This window comes from Plantibacter sp. 2H11-2 (assembly GCF_050031945.1).
GTDB classification, from domain to species: domain Bacteria; phylum Actinomycetota; class Actinomycetes; order Actinomycetales; family Microbacteriaceae; genus Plantibacter; species Plantibacter auratus.
Genome location: NZ_JBNBBL010000009.1, coordinates 33,650 through 48,088 on the forward strand (window position 1 = coordinate 33,650; position 14,439 = coordinate 48,088).

Annotated in this window: 17 protein-coding genes; 9 read left to right on the forward strand and 8 right to left on the reverse strand. The window is 69.9% G+C overall.

Annotation, left to right across the window (positions count from 1 at the left end; translation table 11 throughout):
* The first annotated feature begins 338 nt into the window (after positions 1-338).
* Together ACQG07_RS16140 and ACQG07_RS16145 are read left to right on the forward strand one after the other, a co-directional pair.
* Entirely contained in the window at positions 339-590 is a 252-nt protein-coding gene (locus ACQG07_RS16140; protein WP_086475247.1) for a type II toxin-antitoxin system Phd/YefM family antitoxin, read from the forward strand.
* Positions 587-847, forward strand: coding sequence for a Txe/YoeB family addiction module toxin (locus ACQG07_RS16145; RefSeq protein WP_426738804.1), 261 nt, complete (start codon positions 587-589; stop codon positions 845-847). The genes ACQG07_RS16140 and ACQG07_RS16145 overlap by 4 nt, the downstream gene beginning before the upstream one ends.
* Here the strand turns inward: ACQG07_RS16145 and ACQG07_RS16150 are convergent.
* The gene (locus ACQG07_RS16150) at positions 841-1,074 is read right to left on the reverse strand and encodes a hypothetical protein (protein ID WP_426738805.1); all 234 of its coding nucleotides are present in this window, start codon (positions 1,072-1,074) and stop codon (positions 841-843) included. The genes ACQG07_RS16145 and ACQG07_RS16150 overlap by 7 nt on opposite strands.
* Positions 1,074-1,967 carry an SDR family oxidoreductase gene (locus ACQG07_RS16155; protein WP_426738806.1) on the reverse strand — a complete coding sequence of 298 codons (894 nt, stop codon included), beginning with the start codon at positions 1,965-1,967 and terminating at the stop codon, positions 1,074-1,076. Before ACQG07_RS16155 ends, ACQG07_RS16150 begins: the two co-directional genes overlap by 1 nt.
* A 77-nt stretch (positions 1,968-2,044) precedes the next feature.
* Between ACQG07_RS16155 and ACQG07_RS16160 the strand changes: the two genes are divergently transcribed.
* A complete protein-coding gene (locus tag ACQG07_RS16160; protein ID WP_191941998.1) occupies positions 2,045-2,605 on the forward strand; it encodes a TetR family transcriptional regulator in 561 nt (186 codons plus the stop codon).
* A 20-nt stretch (positions 2,606-2,625) separates the two neighbouring features.
* On the opposite strand, the gene ACQG07_RS16165 is transcribed toward ACQG07_RS16160, so the two are convergent.
* The gene (locus ACQG07_RS16165; RefSeq protein WP_426738807.1) at positions 2,626-2,979 is read right to left on the reverse strand and encodes a DUF952 domain-containing protein; all 354 of its coding nucleotides are present in this window, start codon (positions 2,977-2,979) and stop codon (positions 2,626-2,628) included.
* Positions 2,980-3,023: 44 nt separating this feature from the next.
* Here ACQG07_RS16165 and ACQG07_RS16170 point away from each other — a divergent pair, with 44 nt between their 5' ends.
* Positions 3,024-3,620, forward strand: a complete 597-nt coding sequence (locus ACQG07_RS16170) for a TetR/AcrR family transcriptional regulator (protein ID WP_426738808.1) — start codon at positions 3,024-3,026, stop codon at positions 3,618-3,620.
* On the opposite strand, the gene ACQG07_RS16175 is transcribed toward ACQG07_RS16170, so the two are convergent.
* Complete coding sequence (locus ACQG07_RS16175; protein ID WP_426738809.1) at positions 3,604-4,950, reverse strand: carboxylesterase family protein; 1,347 nt, start codon at positions 4,948-4,950, stop codon at positions 3,604-3,606. The genes ACQG07_RS16170 and ACQG07_RS16175 overlap by 17 nt on opposite strands.
* 92 nt (positions 4,951-5,042) lie before the next feature.
* Positions 5,043-5,963, reverse strand: a complete 921-nt coding sequence (locus ACQG07_RS16180; RefSeq protein ID WP_137244178.1) for a C40 family peptidase — start codon at positions 5,961-5,963, stop codon at positions 5,043-5,045.
* Between the two features lie 262 nt (positions 5,964-6,225).
* Here ACQG07_RS16180 and ACQG07_RS16185 point away from each other — a divergent pair, with 262 nt between their 5' ends.
* Together ACQG07_RS16185 and ACQG07_RS16190 are read left to right on the forward strand one after the other, a co-directional pair.
* On the forward strand, positions 6,226-6,552 hold the full coding sequence (locus ACQG07_RS16185; protein WP_426738810.1) for a FitA-like ribbon-helix-helix domain-containing protein: 327 nt from the start codon (positions 6,226-6,228) through the stop codon (positions 6,550-6,552).
* A complete protein-coding gene (locus tag ACQG07_RS16190; protein WP_426738811.1) occupies positions 6,549-6,980 on the forward strand; it encodes a type II toxin-antitoxin system VapC family toxin in 432 nt (143 codons plus the stop codon). The genes ACQG07_RS16185 and ACQG07_RS16190 overlap by 4 nt, the downstream gene beginning before the upstream one ends.
* 18 nt (positions 6,981-6,998) lie before the next feature.
* On the opposite strand, the gene ACQG07_RS16195 is transcribed toward ACQG07_RS16190, so the two are convergent.
* The 3 genes from ACQG07_RS16195 to ACQG07_RS16205 form a co-directional block, all read right to left on the reverse strand.
* Positions 6,999-8,030 (reverse strand): substrate-binding domain-containing protein, encoded by a 1,032-nt coding sequence (locus tag ACQG07_RS16195; RefSeq protein ID WP_192006500.1) that lies wholly within the window; start codon positions 8,028-8,030, stop codon positions 6,999-7,001.
* 369 nt (positions 8,031-8,399) lie between these two features.
* Positions 8,400-9,833 (reverse strand): sensor histidine kinase, encoded by a 1,434-nt coding sequence (locus ACQG07_RS16200; protein ID WP_426738812.1) that lies wholly within the window; start codon positions 9,831-9,833, stop codon positions 8,400-8,402.
* A gap of 4 nt (positions 9,834-9,837) precedes the next feature.
* Positions 9,838-10,542 (reverse strand): response regulator transcription factor, encoded by a 705-nt coding sequence (locus ACQG07_RS16205; protein ID WP_079706411.1) that lies wholly within the window; start codon positions 10,540-10,542, stop codon positions 9,838-9,840.
* A gap of 197 nt (positions 10,543-10,739) precedes the next feature.
* On the opposite strand from ACQG07_RS16205, the gene ACQG07_RS16210 reads away from it, so the two are divergent.
* Genes ACQG07_RS16210 through ACQG07_RS16220 form a run of 3 tightly spaced genes read left to right on the forward strand, consistent with a single transcriptional unit; the run spans position 10,740 to position 14,435 of the window.
* Positions 10,740-12,293, forward strand: coding sequence for a sugar ABC transporter ATP-binding protein (locus ACQG07_RS16210; protein WP_426738813.1), 1,554 nt, complete (start codon positions 10,740-10,742; stop codon positions 12,291-12,293).
* Positions 12,290-13,342, forward strand: coding sequence for an ABC transporter permease (locus ACQG07_RS16215; protein ID WP_426738814.1), 1,053 nt, complete (start codon positions 12,290-12,292; stop codon positions 13,340-13,342). Before ACQG07_RS16210 ends, ACQG07_RS16215 begins: the two co-directional genes overlap by 4 nt.
* Entirely contained in the window at positions 13,335-14,435 is a 1,101-nt protein-coding gene (locus ACQG07_RS16220) for an ABC transporter permease (RefSeq protein WP_426738815.1), read from the forward strand. The genes ACQG07_RS16215 and ACQG07_RS16220 overlap by 8 nt, the downstream gene beginning before the upstream one ends.
* The last annotated feature ends 4 nt before the right edge of the window (positions 14,436-14,439 follow it).

Sequence of the window (14,439 nt, forward strand, 5' to 3'; positions counted from 1 at the left end):
TCGTAATCGACCGCAGCGCCGAACGCGTCTGATTTCCTTCTCGAGCTCATTTTCGTGCACATGTTCAGAGGCGATCGTTCAGGATGTCGCGCCTAGTCTGGGCTGGAAGCCCAACACAGCCGGGACAGCCCTAGGAGACACGATCCAAGATTGTTCCCCTCTCGCCCATCTGTCGATATGTACATCAGTAGACACGCTTTAATCAGCTGGGCGTCGACCTCAACGCGCGCATCCTGGAGTCGATCGTCAAGGACATCAAGCCGGCGCTCGGGTAGGCCAAGAAGGCCAACGGTGAACTGGAGTGGTACGCTTTCCTGTACCACTCCAGGAGGCTCTTCATGTCAGCGATCACCGCGACCGACGCACGCAAAAACTTGTTCGGTCTCATCCAGCAGGTGAACGACGACCACGTCCCGGTCGAGGTCGTGTCGAAGCGGGGAAACGCGGTCCTCGTCTCGAAGGACGATTACGACGCCATGGTCGAGACGGCGTACCTGCTCCGCAACGCCAAGGGCGCCGAGCGACTCCTCGCCTCGATCGAACGCGCTCGGAACGGCGAGTTCGAGACCCACAAGCTGCTCGACGCGTGACCCGGCAGCTGGCCTTCGACCGCAGCGGCTGGGACGACTACACCTCCTGGCAGAGCCAAGACCGCAAGACACTCAAGCGGATCAATCTACTCATCCAGGACGTCCTCCGGGATCCGTTCATCGGCATCGGGAAGCCCGAGCCGTTGAAGCACATCCTCTCAGGAGCCTGGTCCCGACGGATCGACGACGCGAACCGACTCGTGTACCTGGTGACCGACACCCACATCGTCATCCTGCAAGCGCGCGACCACTACTGACGATCGGCGCCGGTCCCGCCCGCGCGCAGCCACGGCCCGAAGGCGCGCACGAGGAGCGGCATCACGACGAAGGTGAGCAGCGAGACGAGCGTCACCGACAGGATGAGCGTCACCACCGGGATCGGCAGGCCGAGGATGAGTGGCCCGAGCGCCAACAGCAGCAGCGTGATGAGCGGGTACACCCCGAGCCAGGTGACGACCGCCATCTTCCAACGGGGCGGCGGCATCATGCTGTGTACGCCCCGGCGGCGATGTCCTCGACCAGCGTCGGGCCGGTGGGACCCCATCCGTACGCGGCGCGGGTCGCCGCGCTGGACGCCGTCATCTCGGCTCCGAAGAAGCGCCCGATGAAGCCGAAGTGACCCGCCGCGTCATCCGGGTCGATCGACGTCGTCGGGAGGCCGAGCACCTCACCGATCGCCTCGGCGATCCGGCGCGCCTGCACGCCTTCCTCTCCGACGGCGTGCACTCGGGCTCCCGCAGGAGCCTGCTCGAGCGCGAGTCGCACGAGCCGGGCCGCATCGCTGCGGTGCACGGCGGCCCAAGAGTTCGAGCCGTCGCCGATGTATCCGGAGACACCCGTGCGCTGCGCGGCCGCGACGATCTGTGCGATGAACCCGTGGTCGTGGTGGCCGTGCACGGTCGGAGCGAAGCGGAGAGCGATGCTCCGGACCCCGCGATCCTGGTAGTCGAACGCGAGGTTCTCACTTCCACCGCGCATCGACTCCGGCCCGACGGCCGGGTGCGGATCGGTCTCGAGTACCGGCCGGTCTGCGTCGGGTCGGAACAGTCCTGAAGCGAGGCCGAGTGTCTTCCCGGACCCGACCAGCGCTTCGGCAAGCGTCTCGACCGCCGTACGCTCAGCGCGGTTCGACTCCGCAGGGTTCGACCAGTCGTGCTTGTTCGCGAAATGGAGCGTCGCCTCGGACTCCACGGCTCCGCGACGGAGCGACGCGAGGTCGTCGAGATCACCGCGGAGGACGACCGCCCCCTTCGCTTCGAGGGAAGCCGCGGAGGCGTTGCTGCGGGCGAGGCCGAGCACCTCGTGACCCGCCGCGAGCAACTCATCGACGGCGGCGCTCCCGATCCAGCCGCTTGCTCCGGTAACGAAAACACGCATGGCGTGCCCCTTTCATGTCAGTGAATGACATCACTCTAGCACCTGATGTCAGCCACTGTCATCGCTAAGATGGATCCATGGCTCGTTGGCAAGCGGATACCGAGGGGCGGCTCAAGCTGGCCGCCATCGAACTCTTCGGGACGCATGGATTCGAGGCCGTCACGGTGAGCGACATCGCCGCAGCCGTCGGTGTCACCGAGCGCACCTTCTTCCGCTACTTCACCGACAAGCGCGAGGTGCTGTTCACGAACCAGGACGACTATCAGGCGCGGTTCCTGGACGCCCTCCTCGCATCCGAAGCCACGGCGCCGATGACACTCGTCGAGGCCGCACTCCACGGGGGCGCGGCGTTCTTCGCGGACGAACGGCGCCCGTGGTCCCGCGCACGCCAGCGGATCGTCGACTCCAGCGCAGCACTGATGGAACGCGAGTCGCTCAAGCGCAGCTCGCTCACCGACGCCCTCACGACCGCACTCATCGCAAAGGGCGTCGCCCCCGTACCCGCAGCACTCGCAGCGCAGAGCGGTTCCGCTGCCTTCCACCTGGCCTTCGCCGCCTGGATCGCCGACGACGAGACGAGATCGTTCACCGAACTGCTCGACGACGTCCTCGCCGACCTCCGCGCCCTCCTCGGCTGACCACGCGCGGCGCCTGAAGGTTAGGGCAACGTCTGCGGCGGCTGCCAGGCACCCGAGCCGTCTCGCTCCAGCGGCAGCTCGGTGACGACGGCCGGCCCGGCGGTCGGGAGGGGTGCGAGCACGCGCGGTTCCGGTTCCAGAACCACCTCGATGCCGGACGCCTGCAGCTCCTCCACATCGAGCACGATGAGCACGAGCGGCAGCTGGAGCGACCCGTAGACCCGCTCGAGCACCTCGGGCAGTCGGTCGGCGGTCGTCGCGTGGACGAAGCCGGCGTCGACGAACGGTACGGCTCGAGTCGACACCTCGTACTCGCCGAACGGCCGACTGGCCTCCCAATCGTCGACGATCGCGACATGCAGGATCTTCGTCATCTCCACCCTCTCCCTTTAATGAGACGTTACCGTATCATTAGAGCATGGAATCGAGACGTGGTCGCCCGACGGCAGCCGAACGTGACCGACGGCGCGACGCGATCCTCGACGCCGCCATCCGCCGGTTCACCGAGCACGGGTACGGCGGGACGACGATCGAGGCGATCGCCGCCGACGCGGGCGTGACGAAGCGGACGATCTACGCCTGGTTCGGCGATCTCGCCGGCATGCTGACGGCGGCGGTCGAACGGCAGCACGGGTATCTCCTCGCGGCCGACGAGCCAGGCTCCGAAGCCGAACCCCTCGAGGACGCGGCGACACGACTCGTCATCGCGCTGCACTCGGACGTCTCGATCGCGCTGCACCGGCTCGTGATCGCGGAGTCTCCGCGCTTCCCCGAGGTCGCCGCCGGCTTCTACGCCGCCGGCCCGGCCCGCTCGATCGCGTTCCTCGCCGACCACGTCGGCGAGCGGGCGGAACAGCTCTACACCCTGCTCCTCGGCGAACCGCATCGACGCAGGCTGCTCAGCTTGTCCGCTGCGCCGACGCCGACCGAAGCACGAGCGCACGCCCGCGCGTGCTTGGCGCTGGTCGCCGACGAAGAGTCCACGCACCCGGCCACGCTCAGCGGTCGAGCGTGACCACGTCACTCAAGCCCGCGGTCGCGTCTGCGGCCAGAACCCCGTCACGCGCGAAATCGGCCCACATCTGACGCAGGAAGCGGCCACGACGGTCGACCTCGGCCCACGTCGCCGAGCCGATGAGCGCCGTCCGGCTCCACGACCGTTCGGTGCCGAGGAGCAGGGGCAGGTCCGTCACGTGCGACGCCCCGTAGGGACTGCCGGGCGGCGCCCAGCTGAGCTCGTACCGCGTGGCCCGACCGCCGGACGCCCGATGGCGTTCGACGAACTTCCGGGCGTCGCGCGTATAGGTCACGTGCGTCGTCGCGCCGACGAGCGCCCGCCGGATCGGATCACCGACGAGCGGCATCGAGGTCATGCGGGCGAAGGCCGGGATGAGCGGCACGTACAGCCGCGTCTCCTCCGTCGTCGAGCCGATGAGGACGTCGATGCGCGAGGCGGCTTCCCGCCAGGCAGCGTCGCGGTCGGCCTCCGCCGGGAGCGGTGCGTGACCGTATTGAGTGCCGAACGCCATGCCTCCGCGAAGTCCGAACCGTCGCGCCGCCCGCTCCACCTGCTCTTCGAGCGCGAGCAACTCGACCACCGGGGTGTCCCGCGTCGGGCTGCCGGCCGCCCGCATCATCGCGTTCGCCATCTTCGCCCGCCCACTGCTGATGCCGAGCGGCGCGCTCTGGACGATGGCGCGCTGGAAGAGCCCCGCGGTGCCGTCGCTGATCATGAGGTGCGCGATCGCATCGCCGCCCGCTGACTGCCCGAAGAGCGTGACCGACCCCGGGTCGCCGCCGAACGCAGCGATGTGCTCGTGGACCCACCGGAGCGCGAGGACGAGGTCCAGCAGGCCGAGGTTCGCCGTCAGCGTCTCGCCGTCACCGAGGAAGCCGAGGATCCCGAGCCGGTACGTGACCGACACCACGATGACCCGCTGCTCGACGACCAGGCTGATCGGATCGTAGACGTCGAGGTCGCCAGCACCCGTGACGTAGGCCCCGCCGTGGATCCACACCATCACCGGCAGCGACTCGTCCGGGCGCATGTCGGCAGGGACCGTGATCGAGAGCGCCTGGCAGTCCTCCGAGTCGACCATCCCCTCGCCAGCACCCTCGAGAACGGCCTCGAGCACCCGGGAGGAACGCTGCGGTGAGGCCGGCGCCCGCTCGAAGGCCCGGAACGGCACCGGATCGCCGTCGGCGCCGACGGGAAGACCGGTCGGCACCGGCACCTCGAAGCGTCCCGCGCGGGCGTACGGGATGCCGCGAGCCCGAACCACCGCGCCGTCGACCCGACCGAGGATCGTGCCGAGGGAGGTCTCGAAGCTGCGTGTGTCGCTCATCGCTCCACGGTATCCGCCGCTCCGGTTGAGTTGCCCGGAACCGTGCATATTTACGGTGAAAACGCACCGTTCCGGGCGACTCAGCGCTCGGTCTACGGGATGCGGATGTAGACCGGGTCGCCCCAGATCGACAGACGGTGCTGGACGTAGCGACCCCAGTCGGGAGAGTCGTACATGCCGCCCGCGCCGTCGTAGATCGCGATGTGACCTTCCGGCCAGTAGAGCAGGTCACCGGCGACGGCCTCCGACGCCGAGATCTGCACGCCCGACGCGGCCTGCGCACCGGCGCCGCGAGGCAGGGACACACCGAACGCCGCGAAGACATACTGCACGTAGCCGTCGCAGGCGAAGCTGTCGGACGGGTCGTTGCCGTTGCCGTAGGGGACGACGCCGACGAACTGCGCCGCGTAAGCGAGGATCGCCTCGCCGGATCGGGCGACGGCTGGAGCCGCGTAGGTGCGTCCCGCCGAAGCCGACGCGGACGACGAGGAGGCGGCGGATGCACTCGCGGCCGCCTCGGCAGCAGCAGCTGCAGCGGCGGCCGAGGCGGCGTCGACCTCCTCCTGGCTGGTTGCGCCGTAGCCGTCGCGCACGAAGGGCACATCGGCTGCGGTCGACGGCACGGAGTACGACACCGACTGCATCGTCGCTGCAGACGGGATCGCGCCACCGGTCGCCGCATCGACGTCGACGCCCGCAGCGGCCGCCGGCAGCGACACCGACACGAAGAGCCCGGTGGCGAGCGTCATCACGCCGAACGTGGCGAACGGCTTGGCGCGCTTCGCGAACGAGCTCTTGGCGCGTGGGGCCGAGGGCCGCTTGGTGGGCACGAGGTCGACGTGACGTCGCTCCTCCTCGGCGGAGGCGGTCCAGCTGGCGTCCTCGAGTCGAGCCGCGCGACGGGCGGCTCGTGGGCTGAGGGCCACGTGGCGGCCGCCGGTCCGGGCGGGGGTTACGGCGGGAGTGTTCGGGTCGCGGCGCTCGAGGGCGCGCGCAGGGGTGGTGCTGGTCATGTACGGGGTACCGTCCTGGGTCTCGGTCGCGTCGGGGGCGCGCTCGGTTCATGCTCGGTGGGTGCAGCATCGCCTCGGCGGAGCCGCCCCTCGATGACCGCGGTCGACCGGTTGCCCGATCCGAGGGAGGCGAAACGGCCACCCTACGTGGACGTCCCTGAGAGGATCCTCCGCTTGGCGCAGCCTGTGGAGGACCGATGAAGCCCGAATCGCCGATTTGCTAGCATTGTGCTAGCAATTCCTTCCCATGAGAGGTGACGACATGCCCACGGTGACCGTCCGAAATCTCGATGAGGACACGAAACGCGGTCTGCAACAGCTCGGCGCCTTGCACGGACGATCGATGGAGGCGGAGATCCGGGCGATCCTCGCTGCGGCCGTCAGGACGACGACGGCTGAGGATCTCCGCGCCGCCTCGGCCGCCGACAGCGACCGACCGGGGCTGGCGGAGCGTATCCATCAGCGCTTCGTCGACCTCCACCTCGACGGTGAACTCGTCATCGAACTGCCCGACCGCACCACGACCACCCGACCGAATCCGTTCGACGATGCCGCGAGCGCCGACGCGGACGACCCGGCCCCGAGGTGATCATCCTCGACACGAACGTCGTCTCCGAACTGTTCAGGCCACGGCCCGACCCCACGGTTGCCCGGTGGCTCGACCGGCAGGACGAGGCCGACCTCCACCTCACCGCGATGACCGCTGCCGAGCTCCTCGAAGGAGCCCTGCGCCTCCCTGCAGGCGCTCGCCGATCGGCGCTCGTCGGGGCCGTGGCGACCGTACTCGACGCCGACTTCGCAGGACGCGTCCTCCCCTTCTCTGCGGAAGCCGCGCTCGACTACGCGGAGCTCATGACGACGCGACGCCGCTCCGGCAACCCCATCGGACCTCAGGATGCGATCATCGCGGCCATCGCGAGATCCTCCGACGCCGCTCTCGCGACGCGGAACACGCGCGACTTCGTCGGTGTCGGCCTCCACCTCATCGACCCGTGGGTCCCCGACCACCTGGCATGACGCAGGACGACACCGGACTCAGGACGGGTCGACGCCGACCGTCGACTGCCGGACGACGAGTTCCGGCTGGAAGACGATCTGCTCGGGCACGCGTCGAGCGCCCGCGTCCGCCTCACGGAGCAGGAGCTCGACGGCGGTGTGGCCGATGAGTGCGCTCGGCTGACGGATCGACGACAGCGGGACGACCGCCGCCGACGCGAAGTCGATGTCGTCGTATCCGATCAGGGCGATGTCGTCCGGCACGCGCACCGAACCGAGCATGCTGAACGCCTGCAGGACCCCCATCGCGAGGAGGTCGTTGGCCGCGAACACCGCGTCGGGCCAGTCGTCACGAGGACGGTTCCGAATGGTCTCGCCCGCGGAACGGCCCTGCAGCACCGTCAACGCGGTGGTCTCCACGACCTCGAGGGTGACCTCGGCACCACCGGCCGCGGCTGCATCGACCGCCTGACGCGCACCGGCGAGCCGGTCGACGACCTGCCGGAGCGAGGACGGACCACCCACGACCGCGATACGACGCCGACCGAGTCCGATGAGGTGCTCGACCGCGAGCCGCCCGCCCGCGACGTCGTCGACGGCGACCGATGAGAAGCTCGTGTCATCGGTCTGCCGATCGACGAGGACCGTCGGCGTCCCGCGGTCGCGCAGCCGGCTGAGCCGGTTGAGGTCGTCGCCGAGCGGAGTGATGAGGACGCCGGCGACCCGCTGCTCCTCGAAGAGGTCGAGGTAGGCGCGCTCGCGGTCGATGCTCTCGTCGCTGTTTCCGAGCAGGACCGACCACCCCTCCGCATCGGCCCGGTCCTCGGCACCGCGGGCGACGTCGGTGAAGAACGGGTTGCCGACGTCGAGCACGACGAGGCCGACACTGCGGCTGCGACCGGCCCGGAGCTGGCGGGCCGCGTCGTTCCGCACGAAGCCGAGCTCGTCGATCGCCGCGTGGACGCGGTCGACGGTGACGGGCGAGACCTTCTCGGGGCGGTTCAGCACGTTGGAGACGGTCCCGACCGAGACGCCGGCTCTCGCCGCGACGTCCTTCACGCTCGCGCTCACGGCTCCCCTTCGCCTGTCGGACCCGCCAGGCGACGCCGGACGGGCTGGCTCATTGTTGCACGCAGCGCCTTCGCGCGCCCGTGCAGCCCGCTGTCACCCGCCCGCCGCCGTCCCCAACTCAGGACTCCCCCGGCGCGCCGCACCCACCCCAACCCGACACACCTGGCGAGTCCTGAGAACGGGTCACCCGCCCGCCGCCGTCCCCAACTCAGGACTCCCCCGGCGCGCCGCACCCACCCCAACCCGACACACCGGGCGAGTCCTGAGAACGGGTCACCCGCCCGCCGCCGTCCCCAACTCAGGAGTTCCCGGGCGCGGCGCCCCGCCCGCCCCCGACACACCGGGCGACTCCTGAGAACGGGGCGACGATCAGGCGGGATCGACCGGCAGGGCCGACGCGGTGGGCAGGGTGACGACGACCTCGAGACCGTGGCCGGGTCGGTTGTGCAGCACGATCGCCCCACCCGCGTTGCGCGCGATGGCGGCGACGATCGCGAGCCCGAGCCCGGAACCGTGCCCGGAGGACCGCGTCGCATCCGACCGGCTGAACCGCTCGAGCGCCCGCGGTTCGAAGGCCGGGTCGAGTCCTCCGGCGTTGTCCGACACCCGGAGCGTGAGCTGACCGCCGTCGTCGTCGAGCATGACCGACACCCGGCGCGGAGCGCCCCCGCGCTCGGTGAAGGCCTGCAGCGCGTTCCCCGCGAGGTTGTCGACGACCCGACCGACATCGTCGGCGCGCACGGCGTACACCGCCGCACCCTCCCCCGGCCCGCTCTCAGCGATCGCGCTCACGTATTCGACCTCGATCCCGGCCAGCGCGTCGTCCGAGGCGACCCGGAACCGCGCGCGCTCGACCGCCTCGAGCACGTCGGCCTCCAACCTGGCCGCGCTCGTCCGCTCCTCCGGCGTCGCCGCCTCGATGCGGGACAGCTCGAGCAGCGAGGTGACGAGCGCCGACAGCCGCGTCGCACTGCGCTCCGCCCCCTCGATGTCGGCGAGCAGTTGCTCACGCGACGAGTCCTCGAGGCGCGCGAGTTCGAGCTGGGTGCGGAGGATCGCGAGCGGCGTGCGGAGCTCGTGACTCGCGTCGGACACGAGCTGTCGTTCGCGGTCCGCCGAGGCCCGCAGCCGCTCGATCAGGTCGTTGAGGGTGATCGCGAGCTGCGCGATCTCGTCGTCCGCACGGCCGACCGGCAGCACCTCGTCCGTCGACCGCTCGCTGAGGCTCTGCGCACTCACCCGGAGCCGCGTGACGGGCCGGAGCGACACCGTCGTCAGGATCCACCCGCCGGCCGCGACACCGAGGACGAGGAGCGCGAAGGACCCGACGAGCAGGAGGCGCATCTGGACGAGGACGGTCGTCTCCTCGGCCTCGTCGCGTCCGGCGATGACGTACCAGGTGTCGCCACCGACGGTCACGGGCTGTGACAACAGGATGTAGGCGGCTGAACCGGCGTCGACGGTGGTGACCTCCCGCGTCGCGGCGAGCGCCGGGAGTTGCGCGGCGAGCGTCGTCGGCAGGCTGAAGACCGGGATGGAGCCGTCGGGGGCGATGACCGCGATACGGGTGCCGAGGCCGGGCCCCTGGAGCGGGTCGTCGGGTCTCGCCTGCAGCGCGAACACGTATTGTGCGCCGTCACTGCGGAGCGCCTGGACGGTGCCGTCGCGGACGATGCGCTCCAGCTGGGCGTTGATCGCGTGCCCGGCGAAGAGCGATACGACGACGGCGATGAGCAGACTGCCCCCGGCGATCCGCGTGCGGATGCCGTGGTGCCGCGTCGAGCGACGACGGTCCGACGACACGCCCTCAGCTCCCTGCGGCGACGAGCGAGAACCCCACGCCGCGGCTCGTCACGATGCGGACGCCCGCCTCCGCCAGGTCGAGTTTGCGACGGAGGCGGCTGATGTACTGGTCGACGACGTTCGGGTCGATGTTGTCGAAGGTCTCCCAGACCTCCCGCAGCATGGCCGCCCGGGAGACGACGACGCCCGGATCGGTCGCGAGCACCCGGAGGACGTCGAACTCGGTCCCGCTCAGCGGCACGTCGTGGTCGCCGACGCGTGCCCGGTGCCGGTGCAGGTCGAGCGTCAGGCCACCGACGTCCAAGCGGGGCTGTACGGTGAGCGCGTCCCGACGCCGGACCGCGCGGATCCGGGCGGCGAGCTCGGCGAAGGCGAACGGCTTGATCATGTAGTCGTCGGCTCCGGCGTCGAGCCCGCGGACCCGGTCGTCCACGGCGTCGCGCGCCGTGAGCAGGATCACCGCGAGCGTCGGGTCGAGGCCTTTGAGCTCGCGGCAGACGGCGAATCCGGAGAGCCCGGGGAGCATGACGTCGACGACCGCGACCTGGAAGCCCGCGTCGCCACCGGACACCGGCGCGATCGCCTGCCGCGCGAGGTCCAGCGCGGTCGGGCCGTCGAACGCCGTCGTCACGTCGTGGCCGTCCGACCCGAGACCGCGGGACAGGAGGCCAGCCATCTCGCGTTCGTCATCGACGACGAGGATCCGCACGGTCGTCCTCCTTCGCCATCGAGCATCCACAGCCTAGGCGAGCCGACCGGGGCGCCGTTTCTGAAGGTCCTGTCAGGAACGACCGCTTCGCCTTGCCGCCCGCGATCCGGCGGCCATACAGTGCAGGTGCTCCCGACCCTGAATCGATTCACATCCCGCCGGGAGCGAGCCCCTCACCGTGGAGGAACGGACCCTCAATGACGATCGACCATCCAGCGCAACCGGCGCGCACCGAACCTGCCGGGCGCAGCGCCCAGCCGGCGCTCTCCCTCATCGGAGCCGCCAAGACCTTCGGCCCCGTCGTCGCCCTGGCCGACGGCACCATCCAGATCGAGGCCGGCGAGATCCACGCGCTCGTCGGCGAGAACGGCGCCGGGAAGTCCACGCTCGTGAAGATCCTCGCCGGGCTCTACACCCCAGATGCCGGCGACTTCACCCTCGCCGGGAAGCCCGTCGCCTTCCGCAGCGTCGCCGACAGCAAGGCCGCGGGCATCTCCGTGATCTACCAGGAGCCGACCCTGTTCCCCGACCTCACCGTCGCCGAGAACATCTTCATCGGCCGCCAGCCGAAGAACGGCCTCGGACTCATCAGCACTGGCGCCATGCGGAAGGCCGCCCGCGCCCTGTTCGACCGCCTCGGCGTCCAGATCGACCCCGACCGCGTCGCCGAGGGCCTGTCGATCGCCGACCAGCAGATCATCGAGATCGCGAAGGCCATCTCGCTCGACGCCAAGGTCCTCATCATGGACGAACCGACCGCCGCGCTCTCCGGCGTCGAGGTCGACCGCCTCTTCCAGGTCGCCCGCTCCCTGCGCGACGCGGGCGCCGGCATCATGTTCATCTCCCACCGCTTCGAGGAGGTCTTCGCGCTGTGCGACCGCATCACGGTCATGCGCGACGGCCGCTACATCGCCACGCACGTCACGAACGATACCTCCGTCGACGCGATCGTCCGGCAGATGGTCGGTCGCGACATCGCCGCCCTCTTCCCCAAGCAGGACGCGGAGATCGGCGACGCGGTCCTCACCGTGGACGGGCTGTCGCGCGCCGGCGTCTTCTCCGACATCTCGTTCACGGTGCGCTCGGGTGAGATCGTCGCCCTCGCGGGACTCGTCGGCGCCGGGCGCACCGAGGTCGCCCGCGCCGTCTTCGGCATCGACCCCTACGACACCGGACGCGTCACGCTCGACGGCAAGCCGGTGAAGGCCGGCGACCCGCAGGCCGCGATCGACGCCGGCATGGGTTTCGTCCCGGAGGACCGTCGCAAGCAGGGGCTCGTGATGGACCTGTCGGTCGCCCGCAACGCGACCCTCACCCTCCGCCACCGGCTCGCGCGGTTCGGGATCATCTCCGGCCGCCGCGAACGCGAGGCGGCCGAGGAGTGGTCGGCCCGCCTCCAGGTGAAGACCGGCTCGCAGGAGTACGCGGTCTCCACCCTCTCCGGCGGCAACCAGCAGAAGGTCGTCCTCGCGAAGTGGCTCGCCACCGAGCCGACCTTCCTTATCGTCGACGAGCCCACCCGCGGCATCGACGTCGGCACGAAGAGCGAGGTGCACCGCCTCATCTCCGAACTCGCCGGCCGCGGCATCGCGATCCTCATGATCTCCTCCGAACTGCCCGAGGTCCTCGGCATGGCCGACCGCGTCCTCGTCATGCACGAGGGCCGAATCACCGCCGAGCTCACCCGCGAAGAAGCGACCCCGGAGACCGTGATGCACGCGGCCACCGGTTCCCTGGAAGGCGCACGATGACCGACACCACCACCAAGCCGGGAGGCGGCCGCCCCGTCACCGTCGCGACCGAGCGCACGACGAACCCGATCACGTCGATCGTGCGACTCCGGGAGCTCCCGGTCACCGTCGCCCTCGTCGTGCTCGTGCTCGTGACTTACCTCGCGAACCCGCTGTTCCTGTCGGCACAGGGGGTGAAGGACCTCCTCCTCAACGCGACGATCATGATCATCCTCGCCGTCGGTCAGGCGCTCGTCATCATCACCCGCAACGTCGACCTGTCCGTCGGCTCGATCCTGGGGCTCGTGGCCTTCGCGACCGGCACGATGTTCGCGACGATGCCGCAGCTGCCGATCATCGCGGTGTTCGCCATCGCCATGCTGCTCGGTGCGGTGCTCGGCGCGATCAACGGTGCGCTCGTCACGATCGCGAAGGTCCCCGCCCTCGTCATCACCCTGGGCACGCTCTACATCTACCGAGGCCTGAACAACGCGTGGGCCGGTGGCACACAGTACTTCGCGGACGACCGACCCGACGCGTTCGGGAACCTGTCCGTCGACACCGTCCTCGGCTTCCCGGTCATCACCCTCATCGCGATCCTCGTCGTGGTCGTCGTCGCCGTCTACATGGCCGGCGCCCGTTCCGGCCGCGACCTCTACGCGATCGGGTCGGACCCCGACGCCGCGAAGCTGTTCGGCATCCCGGTCGGCCGCCGCGTCTTCCTCGCCTTCCTGGCGAACGGCCTGCTCGCCGGACTCGCCGGTGTGCTCTACGCCTCGCGCTTCAACTCGGTCGGCGCGACCACCGGGTCCGGTATGGAGCTCGACGTCGTCGCGGCGGCCGTGGTCGGTGGTGTCGCGATCTTCGGCGGCAGCGGCTCGGTCGCCGGGGCCGCGATCGGCGCGATCCTCCTCACCACCATCACGAGCGCCCTCACCGCCCTGCGCGTCGACAAGTTCTGGCAACAGGCGATCGTGGGCATCCTCATCCTGGCCGCGATCATCATCGACCGCGTCGCCAGCCTCCGTACGGCCAAGAAACTGCGAATGAGCGAGGCACGCGATGTCTGATCTGAAGACCCCGGCAGCCCCGAAGGCTCCGTTCACCAAGGGCTCCGGCCCGCTCGGCACCGACACCACCGGCGTGCTCGTGGCCGAACCGAAGGGCCGCACCGGTGCCTCGCGCATCCTCCTCGGTCGCGACGCGATCATGATCTACGCGCTGCTCGTCGTCGTCATCGGCGCCTGCCTGCTCATCCCGCGGTTCGCCTCCCCCGTCACCGTGGGCTTCCTCCTCCTCGACGTCATACCGATCCTCCTCATCGCGATGCCGATGACGCTCGTCATCATCACGGGCGAGATCGACCTGTCCGTCGCAAGCACCGCGGGCCTCACCAGCGGGGTCATCGGTGTGCTGTGGGCCGGCGGCGGGATGGACATCGGGGTCGTCCTCCTCATCGGGCTGCTCGTCGGAGTCGTCGCCGGCGCGTTCAACGGCTTCCTCATCGCGGTGGTCGGACTCCCGTCGCTCGCGGTGACGATCGGCACGCTCGCGCTGTTCCGCGGCCTCGCGCTCGTCGTCATCGGCGACAACGCGGTCGCCAACTTCCCGCCCGAGCTCACCGCGTTCTTCACGTCGAAGATCGGCTCGACCGGCATCCCCGTGGTCATGGTCGGGGTCCTCGTCGTCGTGCTCGCCTTCGGGGTCGTCCTGCACCTGACCCCCTTCGGCCGCGGGCTGTACGCGCTCGGGTACAGCACGGAGGCCGCGAGCTTCGTCGGCATCAAGGTCGCCCGCTCGAAGTTCTGGCTCTACGTCGCGACCGGCGGTGTCTCCGCCCTCGCGGGGGTGTTCTGGACGCTCCGCTACTCGAGCGCCCGCAGCGACAACGCCTCCGGGCTCGAACTCGCCGTCATCGCGGCCGTGCTCCTCGGCGGCGTCTCGATCTTCGGCGGCAAGGGGTCCATCCCGGGTGTCGTCGCGGGTGTGCTGCTCATCGGCACCATCAACTACGCGCTCCGACTCGGCCGCGTCTCCGACGTCGTCCTCATCATCGTGACCGGGACCCTGCTGATCGCCTCGGTGGTCGGCCCCAGTATCTTCGAATCCGTCAAGCAGTGGAACCACCACCGACGGATCCGACGCAGCCTGCCCCAGCACTGATCTC